This is a genomic window from Winogradskyella flava (assembly GCF_014243395.1).
GTDB lineage: Bacteria > Bacteroidota > Bacteroidia > Flavobacteriales > Flavobacteriaceae > Winogradskyella > Winogradskyella flava.
This window is the reverse complement of record NZ_JACLCP010000007.1, coordinates 16772-37834: the sequence shown is the minus strand read 5'-3', so window position 1 is coordinate 37834 and position 21063 is coordinate 16772. Positions and strand designations below refer to the sequence as shown.

24 protein-coding genes are annotated in these 21063 nt (G+C 35.2%); 14 read left to right on the top strand and 10 right to left on the bottom strand.

Annotation, left to right across the window (positions count from 1 at the left end; all coding sequences use genetic code 11):
* The first annotated feature begins 4 nt into the window (after positions 1–4).
* The 7 genes from H7F21_RS16590 (at position 5) to H7F21_RS16560 (ending at position 6461) form a co-directional block, all read left to right on the top strand.
* On the top strand, positions 5–1153 hold the full coding sequence (locus tag H7F21_RS16590) for an aminotransferase class V-fold PLP-dependent enzyme (RefSeq protein ID WP_185790437.1): 1149 nt from the start codon (positions 5–7) through the stop codon (positions 1151–1153).
* Complete coding sequence (locus H7F21_RS16585) at positions 1153–1710, top strand: NUDIX domain-containing protein (RefSeq protein ID WP_185790436.1); 558 nt, start codon at positions 1153–1155, stop codon at positions 1708–1710. The genes H7F21_RS16590 and H7F21_RS16585 overlap by 1 nt, the downstream gene beginning before the upstream one ends.
* A complete protein-coding gene (locus tag H7F21_RS16580; RefSeq protein WP_185790435.1) occupies positions 1707–2393 on the top strand; it encodes a PrsW family intramembrane metalloprotease in 687 nt (228 codons plus the stop codon). Before H7F21_RS16585 ends, H7F21_RS16580 begins: the two co-directional genes overlap by 4 nt.
* Before the next feature lie 74 nt (positions 2394–2467).
* On the top strand, positions 2468–2944 hold the full coding sequence (locus tag H7F21_RS16575) for an acyl-CoA carboxylase biotin carboxyl carrier protein subunit (RefSeq protein WP_185790434.1): 477 nt from the start codon (positions 2468–2470) through the stop codon (positions 2942–2944).
* A gap of 1 nt (position 2945) precedes the next feature.
* Positions 2946–4385 carry an acetyl-CoA carboxylase biotin carboxylase subunit gene (gene accC / locus H7F21_RS16570; RefSeq protein WP_185790433.1) on the top strand — a complete coding sequence of 480 codons (1440 nt, stop codon included), beginning with the start codon at positions 2946–2948 and terminating at the stop codon, positions 4383–4385.
* A gap of 7 nt (positions 4386–4392) precedes the next feature.
* Positions 4393–4869 (top strand): hypothetical protein, encoded by a 477-nt coding sequence (locus H7F21_RS16565; protein WP_246431507.1) that lies wholly within the window; start codon positions 4393–4395, stop codon positions 4867–4869.
* Positions 4870–4919: 50 nt separating this feature from the next.
* The gene (locus H7F21_RS16560; RefSeq protein ID WP_185790432.1) at positions 4920–6461 is read left to right on the top strand and encodes an acyl-CoA carboxylase subunit beta; all 1542 of its coding nucleotides are present in this window, start codon (positions 4920–4922) and stop codon (positions 6459–6461) included.
* 68 nt (positions 6462–6529) lie between these two features.
* On the opposite strand, the gene H7F21_RS16555 is transcribed toward H7F21_RS16560, so the two are convergent.
* Genes H7F21_RS16555 through H7F21_RS16540 form a run of 4 tightly spaced genes read right to left on the bottom strand, consistent with a single transcriptional unit; the run spans position 6530 to position 9850 of the window.
* Positions 6530–7381 carry a DUF4437 domain-containing protein gene (locus tag H7F21_RS16555; RefSeq protein WP_185790431.1) on the bottom strand — a complete coding sequence of 284 codons (852 nt, stop codon included), beginning with the start codon at positions 7379–7381 and terminating at the stop codon, positions 6530–6532.
* Between the two features lie 2 nt (positions 7382–7383).
* The gene (locus H7F21_RS16550) at positions 7384–8199 is read right to left on the bottom strand and encodes an SDR family NAD(P)-dependent oxidoreductase (protein WP_185790430.1); all 816 of its coding nucleotides are present in this window, start codon (positions 8197–8199) and stop codon (positions 7384–7386) included.
* 13 nt (positions 8200–8212) lie between these two features.
* A complete protein-coding gene (locus H7F21_RS16545; protein ID WP_185790429.1) occupies positions 8213–9157 on the bottom strand; it encodes an LLM class oxidoreductase in 945 nt (314 codons plus the stop codon).
* Positions 9158–9175: 18 nt separating this feature from the next.
* A complete protein-coding gene (locus H7F21_RS16540) occupies positions 9176–9850 on the bottom strand; it encodes an NAD(P)H-dependent oxidoreductase (RefSeq protein ID WP_185790428.1) in 675 nt (224 codons plus the stop codon).
* Positions 9851–9950: 100 nt separating this feature from the next.
* On the opposite strand from H7F21_RS16540, the gene H7F21_RS16535 reads away from it, so the two are divergent.
* Positions 9951–10292 (top strand): winged helix-turn-helix transcriptional regulator, encoded by a 342-nt coding sequence (locus H7F21_RS16535; RefSeq protein ID WP_185790427.1) that lies wholly within the window; start codon positions 9951–9953, stop codon positions 10290–10292.
* Positions 10293–10312: 20 nt separating this feature from the next.
* Here the strand turns inward: H7F21_RS16535 and H7F21_RS16530 are convergent, their stop codons facing one another.
* Positions 10313–10693: a Fur family transcriptional regulator gene (locus tag H7F21_RS16530; RefSeq protein WP_185790426.1), complete on the bottom strand. Its 381-nt coding sequence runs from the start codon at positions 10691–10693 to the stop codon at positions 10313–10315.
* A gap of 74 nt (positions 10694–10767) precedes the next feature.
* Here H7F21_RS16530 and H7F21_RS16525 point away from each other — a divergent pair, with 74 nt between their 5' ends.
* A complete protein-coding gene (locus tag H7F21_RS16525) occupies positions 10768–11172 on the top strand; it encodes a MerC domain-containing protein (protein WP_185790425.1) in 405 nt (134 codons plus the stop codon).
* A 17-nt stretch (positions 11173–11189) separates the two neighbouring features.
* On the top strand, positions 11190–11840 hold the full coding sequence (gene folE / locus H7F21_RS16520; RefSeq protein WP_185790424.1) for a GTP cyclohydrolase I FolE: 651 nt from the start codon (positions 11190–11192) through the stop codon (positions 11838–11840).
* Positions 11841–11948: 108 nt separating this feature from the next.
* On the opposite strand, the gene H7F21_RS16515 is transcribed toward folE, so the two are convergent.
* Complete coding sequence (locus H7F21_RS16515; RefSeq protein WP_185790423.1) at positions 11949–12479, bottom strand: GNAT family N-acetyltransferase; 531 nt, start codon at positions 12477–12479, stop codon at positions 11949–11951.
* A gap of 3 nt (positions 12480–12482) precedes the next feature.
* The gene (locus H7F21_RS16510; RefSeq protein WP_185790422.1) at positions 12483–12929 is read right to left on the bottom strand and encodes a DinB family protein; all 447 of its coding nucleotides are present in this window, start codon (positions 12927–12929) and stop codon (positions 12483–12485) included.
* 83 nt (positions 12930–13012) lie between these two features.
* Between H7F21_RS16510 and H7F21_RS16505 the strand changes: the two genes are divergently transcribed.
* A complete protein-coding gene (locus H7F21_RS16505) occupies positions 13013–14218 on the top strand; it encodes a multidrug effflux MFS transporter (RefSeq protein WP_185790421.1) in 1206 nt (401 codons plus the stop codon).
* Here H7F21_RS16505 and H7F21_RS16500 read toward each other — a convergent pair.
* Entirely contained in the window at positions 14215–14835 is a 621-nt protein-coding gene (locus H7F21_RS16500) for an L-threonylcarbamoyladenylate synthase (protein WP_185790420.1), read from the bottom strand. The two genes, H7F21_RS16505 and H7F21_RS16500, sit on opposite strands and share 4 nt — an antisense overlap.
* A gap of 47 nt (positions 14836–14882) precedes the next feature.
* On the opposite strand from H7F21_RS16500, the gene H7F21_RS16495 reads away from it, so the two are divergent.
* The 3 genes from H7F21_RS16495 to H7F21_RS16485 are packed head-to-tail and all read left to right on the top strand — an operon-like array spanning position 14883 to position 17715.
* Positions 14883–15740 carry an alpha/beta hydrolase gene (locus H7F21_RS16495; protein ID WP_185790419.1) on the top strand — a complete coding sequence of 286 codons (858 nt, stop codon included), beginning with the start codon at positions 14883–14885 and terminating at the stop codon, positions 15738–15740.
* Positions 15741–15796: 56 nt separating this feature from the next.
* Positions 15797–16771, top strand: a complete 975-nt coding sequence (locus H7F21_RS16490; RefSeq protein WP_185790418.1) for a pepsin/retropepsin-like aspartic protease family protein — start codon at positions 15797–15799, stop codon at positions 16769–16771.
* The gene (locus H7F21_RS16485; protein WP_185790417.1) at positions 16768–17715 is read left to right on the top strand and encodes an early set domain-containing protein; all 948 of its coding nucleotides are present in this window, start codon (positions 16768–16770) and stop codon (positions 17713–17715) included. Before H7F21_RS16490 ends, H7F21_RS16485 begins: the two co-directional genes overlap by 4 nt.
* Positions 17716–17730: 15 nt before the next feature.
* Here the strand turns inward: H7F21_RS16485 and H7F21_RS16480 are convergent, their stop codons facing one another.
* Complete coding sequence (locus H7F21_RS16480; protein ID WP_185790416.1) at positions 17731–18450, bottom strand: hypothetical protein; 720 nt, start codon at positions 18448–18450, stop codon at positions 17731–17733.
* 98 nt (positions 18451–18548) lie between these two features.
* On the bottom strand, positions 18549–20879 hold the full coding sequence (locus H7F21_RS16475) for an ATP-dependent helicase (RefSeq protein WP_185790415.1): 2331 nt from the start codon (positions 20877–20879) through the stop codon (positions 18549–18551).
* Between the last annotated feature and the right edge of the window lie 184 nt (positions 20880–21063).

Genomic DNA, 21063 nt, shown 5'->3' with positions numbered 1-21063 from the left:
GTCCATGGCAATAGAAGATCTAAAAGATCAATTTAGTTTTCCAAACGATGTCGCCTATTTGAATACAGCAAGTTTTTCTCCTGCCTTTAAATCGGTCGAAGACGCTGGAATAAAAGCAGTGCAACTTAAAAGTAGGCCAGATTTTTATCAGAACTCTGACTTATTTGAACCTGTTGCAAAATTGCGACAATTATTTGCAAAAGTTATTGGCGCAGATGACCATAATCGTATTGTAACTATTCCTTCAGTGTCATATGGTATGGCAACAGTTGCCAATAACATTACGCTACAAAAAGGAGATGAAATTCTGTTAATCGAAGAGCAATTTCCTAGTAATGTGTATACGTGGAGAGCGCTTGCAAAAACTTTCGATGCGAACATCGTTACTATCAAACAACCTAAAACTATTGCCGATTGGAATTCTGAGATCTTAAAAGCTATAAACGATAAAACAGCAGTTGTTGCCATGGCCCATATCCATTGGGCGAATGGCTATATTTTCGATTTAAAAGCGATAAGATCTAAAACAAAACAGCATAATGCGTTGATGATTATCGATGGTAGTCAATCCATTGGTGCCTTGCCTTTCTCTATAAAAGACATACAACCTGATGCCTTAATCTGTGCTGGTTATAAATGGCTGTTTGGACCTTATGGCTGTGCTTATGCCTACTATAGCGACTATTTTGACAATGGTTCTCCAATTGAACAGAATTGGACCATTCGCCTCAATAGTGAAAATTTGGCGGGATTGACCAAATACCAGACCGCATACAAGCCTTTAGCACAGCGCTACAATGCTGGTGAGTCTGCAAGTTTTATTTATGTGAAGATGCAAACAGCCGCTCTAAAGGAAATTTTAAAGATTGCTCCTAAAGAGTTACAAGATTACTGCGACTCTATTTCAAAAGATGCTTTAGAGGATTTGAATGCATTAGGTTTTATTAGCGATGATTCTGAGATAAGAGCAAAACATTTATTTGGTATTAAAATTCCTAAAATAGTAGATTTAGAAAAATTAAAGCATCAATTAAAGAGTGATAATGTTATTGTTTCTTACAGAGGAGATTACATTAGAATTTCATGTCATGTTTTTAACACTAGAATACATTTTAACAAATTAGTAGAAAGTATCACCAAAGTTGTTAGTTAGTGGATGAATACATAGACATAGTAACTTCTGCAGGAATAGCAACTGGCAAAACCGCTTTAAAATCTGAAGCACATAAAAATGGCTGGTATCACAACACGATTCATTTATGGTTATATACAAAAGCAGGTGAGATTTTGTTACAACAACGTTCACATAAAAAAGCCATTCACCCTCTCCTTTGGGACGTTTCGGCCGCGGGACATATTGACGCTGGAGAAACATTTATTGGAGCAGCTTTAAGAGAAACCAAAGAAGAAATTGGATTGGAACTTCAGGAAAGTGAACTGGAGAAAATTGGCGTATTTCTACATGAAAGTTCCTATGCCAATGGAAATATCCAAGATAATGAGTTCCATCAAGTATATATTTCAGAATTAAGGGTTAGCATCAATCAATTAAAACCGCAAGAAGATGAAGTCGAAGCCTTAAAATTGGTGTCTTTTAAACAGTTCAAAGATTTATTGGCCCTGAGCGAAACCAACAACCATTTTATACCTACAAATAAATCGTATTATAACTTTGTGCTAAACGCTGTAAAACAAAAACTAGGCTTATGAATTTATTGCTCATGGCAGTGGCACCAGTAATGGTGATTATCGTATATATCTATTTTCAGGATAAATATGAAAAAGAGCCTATCGGTCTACTTCTAGCCAGCTTTCTTTTTGGAGCTATTGTCAGTATCATAATTGTCACCATACTTTATTTATTTACAGGCCGATTTATACCAATTACCGATGAGTTTAGTGTTTGGCAACAATTCATTCAGGCTTTTGTAGTCGTTGCATTATCGGAAGAATTTAGTAAATACGTCATTGTAAAATACTTTAACCAACCAAAAAAAGCATTCAATGAGCCTTACGATGGTATTGTCTATGCCGTTATGGTATCCATGGGCTTTGCATGTACTGAAAATATTATGTACGTATTGGATGGAGGCTACCAAACCGCTATACTAAGAGCATTCACTGCTGTTCCTGCTCATGCCACCTTTGGAATTTTAATGGGTTATTACATGGGCAAAGCAAAATTCTCCAATAATCGGTTTAAATTGAATATGTTTGGTTTATTCTTGGCGGTATTGTTTCACGGGGCATATGACTTTTTCTTATTTATAAGTTTTATTCCTGGTATTTCTATTGGAGCCTTTATATCGCTTGCAGTGGCCATTTATTTATCTAAGAAAGCCATAAAAAAGCATCAAGAGGTTTCAAGCTTTAAAACTTTAGAAGATTCTTAAAATAAGCTGATTATTTTCATATTATGTTTGCCTATTTAGTTTTAAATTAGCATTCCGTTAATAATACGTAGTGCATGTATAAAATAAAAGTGAACAGTTCGCATAGTTTCGATGTCTCTAAAGAAACCATGGAAGCGCTTGACGCCATTGAGACAACATCAAATAATTTTCATATTCTTAAAGATAATATCTCTGAAAAGGCTACAATCTTGGATGCTGATTTCAACAAAAAACAATATATCATCAAGGTAAACAATAACGTTTACCACGTGGATATTAATGATGCATTAGATCAGCAGATAGAAGCTTTAGGCTTCGAAATTGGAGCATCTAAAAAAGTGAATGAGATTAAAGCACCAATGCCAGGATTAATACTAGAACTTAGTGTGGCTGAAGCACAAGAAGTTAAAGAGAATGATTCTTTATTAATTCTAGAAGCTATGAAAATGGAAAATGTGATTCATTCACCTAGAGATGGTGTGATAAAATCCATAAGTGTAAAGCAGGGAGAAACTGTAGATAAAAATTCACTTTTAATAACATTTGAATAGCATGAAGAAGATACTTGTTGCCAATAGGGGAGAAATTGCTATTCGTGTGATGCGAACAGCAAAGAAAATGGGAATTAAAACAGTCGCTGTGTTTTCTGAAGTCGATAGAAACGCGCTTCATGTAAAATATGCTGATGAAGCTGTTTGTATTGGTCCCGCACCATCAAATCAGTCTTATCTAAAAGGGGATAAAATTATAGAGGTTGCCAAATCACTTAATGTAGATGGCATTCATCCAGGTTATGGATTCTTAAGCGAAAATGCGGACTTTGCAGAGCTTTGTGAGAAAAATGATGTGATTTTTATTGGCCCAAAATCACATGCTATAAAAGTGATGGGAAGTAAATTGGCAGCCAAGGACACTGTAAAAGCTTATGATATTCCTATGGTACCAGGAACTGATGAAGCGATTACAGATATTCCTGAAGCTAAGAAAATTGCAGATGAGATAGGATTTCCAATTTTAATAAAAGCCTCTGCTGGTGGCGGTGGAAAAGGGATGCGCATTGTAGAGAGTGCTGATGAATTCGAATCTCAAATGAATAGAGCTATTAGTGAAGCGACATCTGCTTTTGGAGATGGTTCTGTATTTATAGAAAAATACGTAGGCTCGCCTCGTCATATTGAAATTCAAGTGATGGCAGACACGCATGGCAACTATTTACATTTCTTCGAGCGTGAGTGCTCTGTACAAAGACGTCACCAGAAAGTTGTGGAAGAAGCCCCTTCTGCGGTGCTAACTCCAGAATTAAGAGAACAAATGGGACAAGCAGCTATTAACGTGGCACGCTCTTGTGATTATATTGGTGCAGGAACCGTTGAATTTCTATTAGATGAAAATCTAAACTTTTATTTCTTAGAAATGAATACAAGATTACAAGTAGAACATCCTGTTTCTGAATGGATTGCTGGAGTTGATTTAGTCGAACTACAAATTAAAGTCGCGAGAGGAGAACAACTAGACGTTAAACAAGAGGATTTAAACATTAATGGTCATGCTTTAGAACTCCGCGTCTATGCTGAGGATCCTATGAATGACTTTTTGCCGAGTGTAGGTAATTTAGAAGTATACCAACTGCCAGAAGGCAAAAATATACGTGTCGATAATGGTTTTGAAGAAGGTATGGATATCCCAATTTATTATGATCCCATGCTATCGAAGCTAATCACTTACGGAGATACACGTGAAGAAGCCATACAACTCATGATAAAAGCAATTGATAATTATCATGTAAAAGGTGTACAAACTACTTTACCTTTTGGGCGATTTGTATGCGAGCATGACGCCTTTAGAAGTGGTAACTTCGATACGCATTTTGTAAAGAAGTACTACTCACCTAGCCTTTTAGAAGACCAACATAAAAAAGAAGCAGAAATTGCAGCGAAGATTGCGTTGAAACGTTATTTAGAAGATCAGAAATTATTACGAGTACCGAATTAGAAGTAATATGAGCGGTTTAAAATCATTGCATAAATATCAAAAATTATTGATTTTACTTGTTCTATCAATAAGTTCAAGTTGTGCTTATGAATCCCAAAATCGTGAAAAACTCGTTTCCTCTTTCGAAGACAACTTTGGTTTTAAACCGCCTGAATCTATAAAGGAAATTAAACTTAAAAATCGTGGGTATTTTGATTTTCAAGTTCACTATATGTCTTTCACATATGACTCTGATGTTTTAGAAAAAATAATTGCGCATGACCAGCCTCTAAATGTTGTCGAAAGGAATAATGTAAAATTTGAAATTATAATTGAGGATTTAAAAAAAGACCCTAATTATCCTAAATGGTTTGATATACCTGATAAAAATATTGACCGAATTTATTATAAGACCGATTTTTTAGACCATACTTTCAGTGAATATTATTTATGGACTGATAAAAAAACTGCAATGACATATTTGTATGTTCATTTCTTTGATTGAAAATAAAACACAGCTTTGCGCCTTTGTGCCTTAGCGAGAAAACAAAAAGCATGGATAACAAAATAAAAACATTAAATGATAAACTAGCCTTAGCCAAATTAGGAGGTGGACAAGCTAGAATAGATAAACAACACGCCAAGAAAAAACTAACAGCCAGAGAGCGTGTGATGTACCTTTTAGACGAAGGTTCTTTTGAAGAAATAGGAGCTTTAGTAACACACAGAACTAAAGACTTCGGCATGGCAGATCAACAATTCTATGGTGATGGAGTGGTCACTGGTTATGGTACTGTAAATGGTAGACTAATTTATGTCTTCGCACAAGACTTCACAGTTTTTGGTGGTTCTTTATCTGAAACCCACGCTGAGAAAATCTGTAAAATTATGGATATGGCAGTTAATGTTGGTGCGCCAGTTATTGGTTTAAACGATTCTGGTGGAGCACGTATCCAAGAAGGTGTGCGCTCTTTAGGTGGCTATGCTGATATCTTTTATAGAAATGTACAAGCTTCTGGTGTGATTCCTCAAATTTCAGCGATTATGGGTCCTTGTGCTGGTGGAGCAGTGTACTCACCAGCCATGACAGACTTTACTTTAATGGTAGAAGACACCAGTTACATGTTCGTAACAGGGCCAAATGTTGTAAAAACGGTGACTAACGAAGAAGTCACTAGTGAAGAATTAGGTGGTGCATCTGTGCATTCTACCAAATCAGGTGTGGCACATAAAACCTCAGCAAATGATGTAGAGTGCTTAGAAGATGTAAAACAATTATTAAGTTACTTACCGCAAAGTAATAAGGAAAAACCTTTAGATATTCCTTTTGAAATCGAAGAAGAAGTCAGAACGACATTAGATGATATTGTACCTGATAATCCTAATAAACCTTATGATATGCATCAGGTGATTGAAGGCATTATTGATGAGGATTCCTTTTATGAAATTCATAAAGACTTTGCTGAGAACATTATCGTTGGCTTTGCTCGATTAGGCGGTAAATCTGTTGGAATTGTAGCGAATCAGCCAATGTTTTTAGCTGGTGTGTTAGATGTTAACAGTTCTACCAAAGCCGCACGATTTGTGCGCTTCTGTGATTGTTTTAATATTCCGTTGCTAGTCTTAGAAGATGTGCCAGGATTTTTACCAGGTACAGATCAAGAATGGAATGCTATAATTACCAATGGTGCAAAATTATTATACGCGTTTAGCGAAGCGACTGTGCCTAGAGTGACTGTAATCACACGTAAGGCCTATGGAGGTGCTTATGACGTAATGAACTCTAAACATATTGGTGCTGATATGAATTTTGCATGGCCAAATGCCGAGATTGCCGTAATGGGAGCGAAAGGTGCTGCTGAAATTATCTTTAAACGTGAAATTTCTAAAGCTGATGATAAAGAAGCGAAGTGGAAAGAAAAAGAAGCAGAATATGCTGAGCTCTTTGCAAACCCATATAGTGCTGCAGAGCGTGGATTTGTAGATGAAGTGATCTTACCTCATAACACTAGGCGTAAACTCATTAAAGCCTTTGCTATGCTAGAGAACAAAGAGGTTGTAAAACCTCAACGTAAGCATGGGAATATTCCTTTGTAAACTAGACGTCTATATATAAAAAGGCTTGAGCAAAAAACTCTCGCTATTTTTGCTTTTTTTAAGCTTTGTTATTTAACTTTAAAAGTGCCATTTGTTCTTATATAAATCAATACACTAGTCCCTTTATTATTAGTGATTTTATGTATTGCTTTGTCAGAAGAACTGAATGAACTCCCAACACTAAGTGATTTAGCGTCATTATCTTGAGGTAATTCGTAATTTAGCTCTCCGTCTATAACTACAGCTCTAAAAACACTTCCATCACTTTCAATAGCACCATTAAATCCGCTTTGAAGTTTAATAAATAAGCCTTGAAGTCCTTCGTTTTCCCACAAAAAACTAATTTCAGCTTTAGATTTAGATTTAATCAAATTAGTTTTATTTGCACCAAGCCAGACAATATTAGATGCATCTAAATTCATAGGTTTTTCTCCATCGTCAAAAGCCTCATCAATTGGTTTTACTAAATATGGTCCTTTGTCAATCTCTACATAAGCAATATTCTCCTTACCCTTTGCCGATGTAATGTGTGCTTCCCCTTTGGGCTGCGTCCAAAAACTTCCAGTTCCCATCCACATATTTTCTGCTTCTGCATCATCATTATGTATCTGACCTTTAAGAACAACTGCTCTATAAGTTACATTGTGTATATGGGGTGGTGAAGAAAAACCATCTACGAATTTTGCTAAAAACCCAGTTGCGACCTCTCCTTTTCTATCTCCCCAAATAGTTCCTGCCTGAGGACTTTGGTCTCCACGTGCAGGATTTAACTTTTCCCATTGAATTTCTGAGCTTAATACAACTGCATTCGTTGGACTTATGATTTGACCGTTAATATTTAAATTTGTTTGTTCCTTTTTATTAGAGCATGATAAGACCAAACAAATCATCAATAGGAGTATATCTGTATTCTGTTTCATAATTAATTTTTATTTAAAACTTCTTCTGTATGTTTTAATAATTGTTTTATTAATTCCTCATCATAAGCATCTGAATGTGCTGGACTAAATAGGCCTTTTGGATCGCCTTTGTCATTATCAAAATATTTTCCTGTTATACCATTATACTCATCCGAAATAGCTAAGTCATATAAAATATCAGAACCTTTTGTTGCAGGTGACCAGTGCTGTCCGTAAGCTTCATTAGCCATACGCGTATTTAAAAGTGAACCTGGATTCACAGCAATTACAGAAACTGCCTCTAGTTGTTTTGCCAAATCAAAACTCCACATGGTCAAAGCCAGTTTACTTTGTGCATAAGCCTCACTAACATTAACAGAAGCTTCACCGTTTAAAGCACCTATTCTGACTGTCGACTGTGCAGCAGAACTTAAATTAATGATTCTACTAGCTGTGTTAGTTTTTAGCAACGTCAACAATGCATTGGTTAAAATATATGGCGCAAAATAATTAACTGCAAAACGAATATCTAACCCATCTTTGGTTTTATCAATTGGACTTTTAAAAATTCCAGCATTGTTTATTAGTATGTCAATTTTTGAAAGTTGTTTTTTAATAACATTTGCCATATTGTCAACAGCTTGTAAATCAGAAAAATCCGCGACAAAACCATCGATGTTATTATTACCTGAAACTTGTTTAATCTCTGCTATTACAGTATCTAACTTTTCAGAATGTCTTCCGTGTAAGTAGATTCTATGTCCATCCTTAGCCAACCTTATAGCAACTAATTTTCCGATACCGTCTGTACTTCCTGTAATTAAAATTATTTTACTCATATGTCTTATTCTTTTACTCCATGTGAAAATGTGGTAATACTTTTTCAGCAAGTTGGTTTAATGTGTCTTCTATTTTATTAGTATTGAAACGAAGATTTATGGCAACATGATTTACACCTATCTCTTGTAAATTGCTGAAATAATTTACTAAATGTTTAGCGCCAATCTTAAATCCAAGATGAATAGGTTCTGGACGAAAATCATCGTCTTCTTGCAAGTCCACATATAAGGGTTGCATAAAAGGTTTACTATACTCTTGAGGCATCAATTCGCGCCATTGTCTTATGGTATGTTGTTGCTGGTATAAATTACGTGGATAGTACATCCAGCCGTCACCATGCTCAGCATTCCACTCTAAAGACTGTTGACTGTAACCTGTAACTAGCATCGGAATTTTATGGGCAGTGGACTTTGGTAGCACATCGACATGACCTTTTAGCATTCCGAAATGATTTTCTATAACCGGAAAGTCTTCTCGAACTTTTCTAATGTAATCAAAAGCCTCGCGAAATAGTTCTCCTCTTTTTTCATAATTAATGCCCATGGCTGGATATTCATCATAACGATCACCAGAAGCCACTCCCAATATTAACCTTCCTCCTGATAGTTGATCAATAGTAGCCGCAGATTTTGCCGTATGAACAGGATGATGTAAAGGCAAAGCAATACTAGAAATGCCTAGTGCAATTTTAGATGTTTGTCCAGCTAAAAACCCTAAATATGCGAAAGGATCGTAGGTTTGTCCTGCATCACCAAATGATGGGACATGAAAAGGGACATCACGAATCCAAAGTGCCTTAAAACCAAGTTCTTCTATTAACTTAACCCGCTCTAAATGGTGTTGCATTGTTGGTATAGAACTATTAGCGTAATTCTCTATGGGCACTACTGCTCCAATACTTAACTTTTTAGGTCTAAACGTATTACTAAATCCTCTATTTATGGTTTCAAAATTCATTATTCCGAAATACGCTTTCTATTTCCATGTTACAATAGCATCCATATCTCTTCTAGTCTTCGCATGAGGTGGTTCAGCTTTTCTATACCCAAATGCTACCATATAAGATAATCCATATTCATCTGTATCTACTCCAAATTTTTCTTTTAAAAGCGCTTCTGCTTTTTCTTGATGAAATCCTTCAATTGGACAACTATCTATTCCGTTTAAAGCCGCAGAAGTCATCATATTTGCTAAAGCAATATAAGTTTGTTTAGAAGCCCAATCAAATAGTTTCTTGTCAGAATCCAAATTAAAATCTCGCTCCTGAAACTCTCTATAAAACTTCGAATACATTTCAACAACATCTTCTGGGAATTGTTTTACATCTTTCATCATATGCATGATATAATCAGAATCCCATTTAGTCATTGGTGCTTTCATACTTAATCCAAGTATAAAGTGGCTCGCTGTATCCAATTTTAAAGGTGCTCCCCAAGCAACAGGTTTTAATAGTTCTCTTAATTCTTTGTCTTGTACAACAATAAAGTGCCAAGGTTCAAAACCAAAAGAACTTGGTGATAGGTTCGCTGTTTTTAGGATAAAATTGATGTCGTCATCTGTTAACTTACGAGTTTCATCAAACTCTTTGGTAGCATGTCTATAGTGAAATGCATTTAAAATGTCTTCTTTTGAAATATTAGGAATGCTCATTATATTTTGATTTTTAATTAAACTATACTTTTTATAGTTGCAAAACTAAGTATAGTATTTTATCTTTGCAATAACGGTCAAATATGATAGTATAAAAATTATGGGGAAAACGATTCGAAATACATACACTTATAATGGTAAAGATTACCCATGCTGTGCTAGTCTTACCATGGGTGTTATTGGTGGTAAGTGGAAAACAGTTATTCTTTATCACTTAATGGACGGTACTTTGCGCTATAATGAATTACGAAAACTGATGCCTACAGTAACAGAACGCACATTAAGCCTACAATTAAAGAAATTGGAAGAGGATCATATTATTGAACGCAAAGTGTATACTAAAAAGCCTCCTTTAAAAGTGGAATATAAACTCACAACTTTAGGCGAAACTTTAATTCCGTTAATTCGTTCTATAGCTGATTGGGGAAATTCGGTTTCCTGATTTTTAGTCAAAAAACATTCCTAAATCATACAATTTGTGCATTGTCCTGTAAGTAACACATCTACAGACTGAATATTTCGATCTTCTATACTTGGAATAGGAATATTAACCTCCAAACATTCCACTTTTCCACAATCTTTGCACTCAAAATGCGGATGTATATCGTTATGATGATGCGCAGTACATTGGCTACATTTAGCATACCATTTTAATCCATTAGTTCCCGAAAAGGAATGAATAGCGCCTTCTTTTTCTAAGCGCTCTAGGATACGATACACTGTGGTTTTATTCATTTGATTTTTAAGTCGCTCAACTAAATTAACGACAGATAAGGCTTCTTCTCCACTTTCAAATATTGAGAGCATTGTAGTTACAGATTTGGTTCTTCGTTTTATTCCCATTTTACAAATTTAACGCAACTATGTTGCATTATCAAATTAAATATTATATTTGCAACTAAGTTGCATTAAACAACATGATCACTAAATACTTCCAGCATAATAGATCAGATTCAATAGGCGCATTGGCCAGTGGCTTGTGTTTGATACATTGTATCGCCACACCTTTTATATTTTTAGCTCAGACATGTTCTGCTATATGCTGCGACACTGCTCCTGCATGGTGGACTTCAATCGACTTTTTATTCATTGGTATTTCATTTTTTGCCGTGTATCTATCTGCAAAAAACACTTCCAAAATATGGATTTCAACTACTTTATGGATTAGCTGTATCGGGCTGTGTTTAGTTATACTAAACGAAAAGTTAGCATTAATATCTCTACCCGAAAGTACTATTTATATTCCTGCAATAGCATTGGTCCTGTTACATTTATATAATAGAAAATATTGCCAATGCAAAGATGGTACATGTTGCGTTTAGCGAACTAATTTGAGACTATGAAAAAAGAGGATATAGAACTTTTAGGTAATGCGCATATAGCAACAAGCATTGATACGCCACTAAGACCTGATGCATTTGATAAATCTGATAATGAAAAAATTAATGCCATTCAAAGACATTTTGAAGCGATAATGCATGAACTCGGATTAGATCTCACAGATGATAGTTTATCTGGAACACCCTATCGTTTCGCCAAAATGTACGTCAAGGAATTATTTTACGGTCTTAATCCCAATAATCGTCCTAAAATATCCACGTTTCATAATAAGTATGGCTACAAGAAAATGCTTGTTGAAAAAGATATTAATATAGACTCATCTTGTGAACATCATTTTTTACCTATTGTCGGCATCGCACATATTGGCTATATACCAAAAGATAAAGTGGTTGGACTTTCTAAAATTAATCGCTTGGTAGATTATTATGCGCATCGCCCTCAAGTACAAGAACGTCTTTGTCTACAAGTACTTAAAGATTTGCAAGATGCCCTAGAAACAGAAGATGTCATCGTAGTGATTACAGCTAAGCATTTATGTGTGTCATCAAGAGGGATTAAAGACAAAAATAGCTCTACAACAACCATAGAATATGGAGGCAATTTTATCGAGCCAGAACAGCGGAATGCCTTCTTAAAGCTAATTGATTGAAAAATCAATTGTAATCCGTTTAATTATATTGTGTTAAAAATTAAACGATTTGTTTGAAAAAAGCTCACCAGAAATGGTGAGCTTTTGCATTCTATGTACCCTTAGGGATTAACCAAATAATCGTCCATAGTAATTTAAATCTACAACTTCACCTTTAGTCGTTTTGTAGTCTCTACGGATTGTACCTTCTAATTCAAAACCATTTTTAAGAATAACAGCAATGCTACCTTTATTTCTAGAATTTGCTCTACATAACAGTTTTATGAATTTATATTCTTCAACGATATGATCTACGACAAGGTCGGTAGCTTTTGAAACGATGCCCTTTCCTTCATAGCGACTATCAATGAAAGACCCTAACTCTGCCTTTGGTACATTCATATCTATATTCTTTACATCTACCAAACCTATAAATTCATTAGTATTAATATCAGTAATCATATAAGGTAAATAGCTTATAGATTTAATTCGCTTTTGTATCTCATTGCAATAGTTAAGCGTATCTTCTAGTGTTCGTGTTTTAGAAACCGTTCCCGCAAAGAAATCTTCGAGTCGTGCTCTATTTTTATCTATTAAGTCATAAAAAGCTTCACCTCTGCTTTCACTTAATAGTTCAATTTTAAAATGGTCAAAAGTCATAAGCTACTGATCTAATAAACGTCTATGGTAATTTATTTGCCCTAAATGGTAAGCTAAGTGCATAGCCAAGTGCGATAAAAAATATTCTGTAGTCATGTAATCCTCAGAAAGATTCCTACGATATTCTTTTTTCAAGTCATCTTCTGTCAAATTTTTCAAGATATTGGTTACTATAACAATAGTGCCATCAATTTGCTTAATCATGTCTTCTCTAGGAACGTTTTTAAGCGAGAATTCTAATTCTCTTTGCCTTATGTAACCTGTATTTCCCAGGGTAGCGCCAATAAAGTGATTAAGGTTTCCAACTAAATGCAAGCAAAGATTTCCTGCGGAATTCGACACCAATCCATCAACTTGCCACAAATTTGATACGTTGCTATATGAATTAATTTCTTCTTTCAGTTTACTTAAATCTCTCTTAAATAGTTTTATTAAAGTCTCTGTTGGCATGACATATTGTTATTGAATATTAATATCTGATAATAGTATAATAGCTTTTCAAAAATAGGCAATAATTGACTTACTTTTGCGCTATGCAAAAACGCTCTCAATTTGAATTTGTAGTCCTCATGGCTGCGCTAATGTCTATCGTGGCGCTATCCATTGATGCGGTATTACCAGCATTGCCAATGATTGGAGACTATTTAAGCGTTTCCGACCCATTAGATAATCCAAAACTCATTACCTCGATATTTTTAGGTCTCGGTATCGGTCAGTTAATCTTTGGTCCTTTATCCGATAGCTTTGGTCGAAAGCCCATTGTATATATGGGTTTTCTTTTGTTTATAGTGGCTTCTATTATTTGCATAACAACCAAAAACTTTGAAATGATGCTTTTCGGGCGTGTTTTGCAAGGTATTGGTTTAGCGTCCCCAAGAACAATGTGTATTGCCATGGTAAGAGATTCTTATGATGGCGATTATATGGCAAAAATATTATCTATTGTTGTGATGGTTTTTATATTGGTTCCTATAGTCGCACCGACGTTAGGACAATTTCTAATGAATCATTATAGTTGGAAGTTCATATTCTCCTTTACCTTAGTATTTGGCCTTTTAGTAATGCTTTGGTTTTGGCTAAGACAACCAGAAACATTAAAAGAAAAGTATCGGATTCCATATCGCCTATCTATTTTTAAAACTGGTACCGTGCAATTTTTTAAAATTAAATCAGCCGTGATCTACACCTTACTTTCTGGGTTTATAACGGGTTCATTTATGGTGTATTTGAGTACGTCCCAACAAATCTTTGAAAAGCAGTATGACTTGGCAGAAGAATTCCCTTTGATTTTTGCAAGTTTAGCTATTTCTGTTGGCTTAGCGACTTTTATGAATAGTCAGTTAGTAGTGAGATTTGGCATGAGACGCATTGTACATATAGCCATGTGGAGTTTTATCTTAACGTCATTGGTATTCATCATCTTATTTCGCGCAAGCAACAATCCTAATATTGAAGTCTTAGTGACTTTTTTTGCTATTCAATTCTTCACTATTGGTTTTCTATTTGGAAACTTACGGGCCCTGGCCATGCAACCTATGGGGCATATTGCAGGTATTGGCTCAGCGTTGAATGGTTTTATCTCTACCGTTATGGCAGTCCCAATAGCTAATTATATTGGTAGCTTTGTAGTAGATTCCGTGACTCCGCTTTTTATGGGCTTTTTGGTCTGTGGTTTAATTTCAATAGCACTTTTCTACTACAATAGTGATAAAGTCTCAAGTGCTATAAAAGCAGCCTAAAATATCTCTAAACTGCCTTTCCCCTCTCTTACGATTTCTGGTGGCTCAACAGACAAATCTATAACCGTTGATGCTTCATTTCCACCATAACCGCCATCAATCACTGCATCTACCAAATTATCCCATTTTTCTAAAATTAATTCTGGATCAGTAGTATATTCCAGGACATCATCTTCATCTCTTATAGAGGTTGATACAATTGGATTACCAAGAGCATTGACCAAGGCTAATGCAATGGAATTATCAGGCACTCTAATCCCTACGGTCTTTCGTTTCTTAAAAGGGTTTGGCAAATTCTTTGAACCTGGCAGAATAAAGGTATAAGCTCCTGGCAAGGCACGTTTTAATATTTTAAAAGTTGTGGTATCAATTTGCTTTACATAATCACTAAGATTGCTTAAATCTTCGCAAACAAAAGAAAAATTGGATTTTTCTAGCTTCACACCTTTTATTCTTGCAATCCGCTCAAGCGCTTTCATATTAGTAATATCGCAGCCTAAACCATAAACGGTATCCGTCGGATAAATAACCAATCCACCATTCTTCAAGATTTTTATAACTCTCTGAATTTCTCTTGGATTTGGATTCTCTGGATATATCTTAATAAACTCCGCCATAATATGTATCTTACAAATACGTTTACAATGTAAATAATATTTTCAATATGAAACATTTAAAACTAATCTTCATAACATTCTTATCTATTTCCATCTTTGTTTCATGTTCATCAGATGACACCGTAAATATTGATCCAGAAACACTAAGTCCTCTTGAGGCTTATGAAGAATTTGATATTGCCTATGGTAGTGATAGTGAACAGGTTTTTGATTTATACCTTCCTCCAAATCGAAATTCAGATACTAAAATCATAATTCTTGTGCATGGTGGTGGTTGGACCTCTGGAGATAAGACAGATATGGCTGATATCGCAGAAATCATTAAACTTCAATTACCAAATTATGCTATCGCTAACATTAACTATAGACTAGCGGATGAGGATAATTTTGCATATCCAATGCAAATCAATGATATTACCAGTGTTGTGGACTATCTTGAAAACAATCAGGATATTTATACCATTTCTGATGATATCGGTTTTATTGGTGCAAGTGCCGGTGCCCATTTATCTATGCTATGGAGTTATGCTTTTGACACTGAAAGTCAAGTAGATATGGTTTGCAGTATTGTTGGACCTACAAACTTTACCGACCCTGCATACCTGGATAATCCTGTCTTTCAAGAACTATCGAGCGCTTTTGGCATTACCCTAACTATAGATTTCCTAGAGGAAATGAGTCCTTATCACAGGGTGACGTCTTCTGCTCCTCCAACAATTCTATTTTATGGTGGCGAAGATCCTTTAATACCTAGCTCACAAGGTATGGATATGAGTGACATACTACAAGAACTTAACGTGACTCACGAATTCAATTTTTATCCAAGTGAAGGTCATGGTTGGGGCGGTGCAAATTGGATTGATAGTGTCATAAGACTTAAGGGGTTTATAGAAACACATATGTAGAATGTTAAATCTTTAAAAAACTGTAACACACAGAGCATATTAACAGTCTATATAGTATGCATCAATCAATCAAAATCATCATAGCACTTTTGATTTCAGTGCGTCTTTACGCTACTGAAATCACACCTCCTAAAGTAAGTCCACCTATTATTTTCACTAAAGCAGAAATAATAAATGCCTCAACAACGCGTATTCCATTTAAGGTTGTTGACCAACTTATTATTGTTGAAGTCGAATTACTAGATCAAGAAGGCAACTTTATAATTGATACAGGTTCAGAAACATTAATATTGAACAGTGTTCACTTTAAACCTACTAGAAAACATAGGCAAGAGGGTAAGCAAAAAAGTGGCGTACATAATGATATTGAAAATGTAAAAGAAAAACATCTTAGCAAACTAAGTATTAACGACCTAAGCATAGAAAGACTTAACGCAGATGTAATCGATTTATCGCACATTGAAAAGACAAAAAAAATAGAGCTTTTGGGCATAATCGGTTTCAGCCTTTTAAAAGATTTTGAGGTATTCATAGACTTGCACCTTAACCAGATCACCTTAACCAAGACCGATAAAAATGGGGATCATTTATCTAATAAAGTCTATGCAGAAACTATTTCAGACAGTATTGAATTTAGACTAAAAAAGCATACAATAATTCTTGATGCCTACATTGGTAATGAAAAACTGTCATTTGGTTTGGATACGGCAGCAGAATACAATCAACTCAACAAAAACTTAGGTTCAGAAATTTTAGACTATTTTTATCCTAGCAAAGAATTGAAGCTTACAGGTGCTAGTGGTAAGAGGAAAAAAGTTTTGGCAGGGAAATTGTACAGAGTTAGATTGAGTGATTCGATATACTTTGGACCAATGAAAACCGTGCTTACTAATTTAAGACAAATGAATAGTGCTTTTGGCACAGAACTCGATGGCATACTTGGTTTTGAATTCTTCGCTCAAAAAAGAACGATTATTAATTACAAAAAAAGGAAACTCTATTTTATTAAGAGTCCTATCATTGAGCCTTGATACTTAAAAACAACATTTCTTTATCTTTTTTATGTTTTCTTTTTATTGCCCTAAGTGTTAATTCTCAAAACAGTACAATTAAAGGCTACAAAATAAGAGGTGAAAATGTCATTTTCATCTTCAACGTTAATGATTATCCAAATATAAAAAACAATGGAGATACTATAGATGATGTATTTGTCTCTGGAGAGTTCAATAATTGGGCTAAGGACCAATGGAGAATGAATAAGGTCAATGATTCCGTTTATAAGCTACAAAAAGACCTGTCCATATTCACTTCAGATTTTGACTGGGAGTTTAAATTCATTGTTAATAGCGAACATTGGGCTGAACCATCTAGAGATTTTAAAAACATTGTTGATGCTAGAGATTACAAGGGTCAGAAACTTATGACTTACAATCTTAAATTATATAGTGCATTTGCTACAGATTACGGAAACGTCACCTTTAAATTGAAAGGCTATGAAGATGCAGAAAAAGTAGTATTAAGTGGCACTTTTAATCGTTGGGATGAAACTAATTTTAAGATGAAACCTACAGAAGACGGTTGGGAAGTCACCTTGCAACTTCGCCCAGACATATATAAATATAAGTTTATTATAGATAATCATCATTGGATTGAAGATCCACAAAACCCATCAAAGGTTGAAAACGAATTTGGTGGTTTTAATTCGGTTATTGATGTCCAAAAAAATATTGAATTTAGACTTTGCGATTATCAAAATGCCGAAAGTGTTATTCTAAGTGGTGATTTCAATGATTGGTCGGAAGACACCTATAGAATGACTAGAGTGAATGATTGTTGGGTCTTTAACCAAAAGTTATCTGGTGGAAAATACCATTATAAATTTATTGTAGATGGCGAATGGATTATTGATCCTGTAAATTCAGTCAAAGAATACGACAATAAAGGCAATGTCAACTCTGTTTGCATGGTGAAGTAACAAAAGAGGTTTCCACTAAAAACCCCCTCTTCCTCCTCCTGGACGTCCGCCTTGACCTCCATTAGTTCCTCCTCTTATTCCACTGTTTTGATTCCGATTATTAGATGGCTCTTCTGGTGTCATTTCTTTCTTAACTTTGTTCTGATATTTTAACCATTTTTTATATTGCTTTTCACTTAGTAAAGATTCCAACTCTTTATTTAATAAACCTTCTTCTATAAGCACCTTGGCTTTTACTGCTTCGACTTTTTCCTTACTCCTGTGCATTATTTTTCGAACGGGATCCCTTTCATCAAAGTCTCCATTTTGCCTTTTAGAATCGCTGTTACTGTCTTGGCCCCTGCCCATTCGACGTCCACCTGTACCACTATTTTGCCGCATTCGTTTTCCTATTGTGTTCATAAAGTCGTTTATAGTATCAAAATTCTCAGTATTCAAAAGAGTGACCTCATCCATACGCATATTGTATTTTGAAATGGCTTTACTTACTTTTAATTCTAAGTCTTCATCGTTTTTCAACTTCATCTTTTTTATAGCTTCAGTATCACTATAAGAAAATATTCCAGCAACTTTTGCTGCATCGAATTCAGGTATATTTTTTTGCTCTTCTCGACCGCCATTCATTTGCCCACCTTGACGACCTCCACCCATTCTCTGGCCGCCTTGACCACCACCAGGTTGCGCACATATAAAAGAAAATGTTAAAAAGCAAAATAGTAAAATAGGATATCTCATAATAGTTTCATTTAATAATCACACTATTATAGATGCATTAAAAAATAAAAACTCTTGCTCCTTTTTATTTTTAACAAGAGGTTAACATAAAGAGGAGATCAACTAATAATCTGAAGCTTGGCAAATCTGAGAAGTAATTTTTTAGAATCCCCATTTTCAAACTTTATTTCAGCTTTTAAATCACCTCCTGCACCTTCAATTTTAAGCACCTCTCCTCGGCCAAAACGTTGATGGTTTACGATATTGCCAACTGTCAATTTACTATCAAATAAATTTGAAGCACCATTAGAAGCATTTACAGGCTTTAATTTTTTAGGCGTACTGATTTTGAAATTTTCAGGCTTACTTTTCGTTTCTTTTTTCCTGAACTTAGGCGACTTCGGTTTTGCAAATCGAATTTTATTAGGTTCTACATCGCCAAAAATTGAAGCATCCAACATTGGGTTAAAATGTTGCTCTTTGAGTGGTGTTGTAATATTTACATACTCATCCTCGATTTCTTCTATAAATCGACTTGGCTCAGCATCAATAAGTTTTCCCCATCGATAACGTGATAGTGTGTATGTTAAATAGGCCTGTTTTTCTGCTCTTGTTAAAGCCACATAGAATAAACGTCGTTCTTCCTCAAGTTCACTTCTTGTGTTCATGCTCATGGCGCTAGGAAACAAATCCTCTTCCATGCCTACTATAAAAACATGCGGAAACTCTAGACCTTTTGCTAAATGAATGGTCATTAAAGCCACATGATTAGGATCGCCTTTATCACCATCCAAATCAGTAGCCAAGGCTACATCTTCTAAAAACTCAGCTAAAGAATCACCAGCATCTGCCAATTCTATCTGGCCTTCAACAAAATCCTTAATACCATTGAGTAATTCCTGAACGTTATCCATTCTAGTAACACCTTCTGGTGTACCATCCTTATTTAATTCACGAATTAAACCACTTGTCTTGGTCACGTGCTCTGCTAAATCAAAAGCATTCGCCGTCTGGTTCATGACCTTGTAACTCTCTATTAGCGTTACAAAATCCTTAAGTTTATTTTTAGTACCATTATTGATATTAATAGCAACGTTATCAATATCCTTCATAATATCATAAATGGTTCTACCCGTTGCGTTAGCTGCAACAACTAGTCGATCTATGGTAGTTTGACCAATACCTCTTCCTGGGTAGTTAATGACACGTTTTAAAGCTTCTTCATCAGCCGTGTTTAAAATTAAACGTAAATACGCTGTGACATCCTTAATCTCCTTACGTTGGTAAAATGATAAGCCTCCATAAATGCGATACGGAATATCTCTTTTGCGCAAGGCGTCCTCAATGGCTCTGGATTGTGCATTGGTACGATATAAAACGGCAAAGTCACTATTAGGTAATTGCTCATTCATTTTTGTTTCCCAAATGGTACTCGCCACATAACGTCCCTCATCACCATCTGTCATAGAACGATGTACGATGACTCTTTCACCAATGTCATTAGCCGTCCAAACAATTTTGTCGAGTTTGGTCTTGTTGTGTTCTATAACAGAATTTGCAGCACCAACTATCATTTTGGTCGAGCGGTAATTCTGCTCTAAGCGGTAGACCTTAACATCGTCATAGTCTTTTTGAAAATTGAGAATATTATTAATATTCGCTCCACGAAACGCATATATACTCTGCGCATCGTCTCCTACAACACATATATTCTGAAAACGATCAGATAAAGCTCTTACAATTAAATATTGTGAATGATTCGTATCCTGGTACTCATCCACCAAGATATATCGAAACTTATTTTGATATTGTGCTAAGACATTTGGAAATCGAGTGAGCAGTTCATTGGTCCTTAGCAATAAGTCATCAAAATCCATAGCACCTGCCTTAAAACAACGGTCAACATATGCCTTGTATATATCTCCCATTTTTGGACGACGTGCCATAGCATCGGCTTCCATTAATTCTGGATTGCTAAAATATGCTTTAACCGTAATAAGACTATTCTTATACGACGATATCCTGCTGTAAACTTGCTTGGTCTTATAAATATCTTTATCCAATCCCATCTCTTTGATAATGGAACCTAAAAGCTTTTGGGAATCTTGAGTGTCGTAAATGGTGAAATTACTTGGGAAACCTAAATGATGCCCCTCAAATCTTAGAATCTTAGCAAATACAGAATGAAATGTTCCCATCCAAAGATTTTTGGCCTCGCTATCACCAACAATATCTGCTATTCTTCCTTTCATTTCTCTAGCCGCCTTATTGGTAAATGTCAATGCCAGAATATTGAATGCATCCACACCTTGACTCATCAAATAGGCAATACGATACGTTAATACACGTGTCTTACCAGAACCAGCACCAGCAATGACAATCATTGGTCCGTCTTTCTGAAGTGTTGGTGCTAATTGAGCGTCGTTAAGTTGACTAAGATACTTTTCCAAAAGCTAATTTTTTCGAATTGTGAAAATACACATCCTTATAAGTTTTTCCATGTTTAAAAGGCAATAATTATAAACAATATATTAAGAGTTTTGTTTTCCTAAATTTCAATATCTTAGTGCAAATTTTGCCCATAAAGGCATTTGGCCAATAATTCTTATTGCCAACATAATCTTAGACAAACTA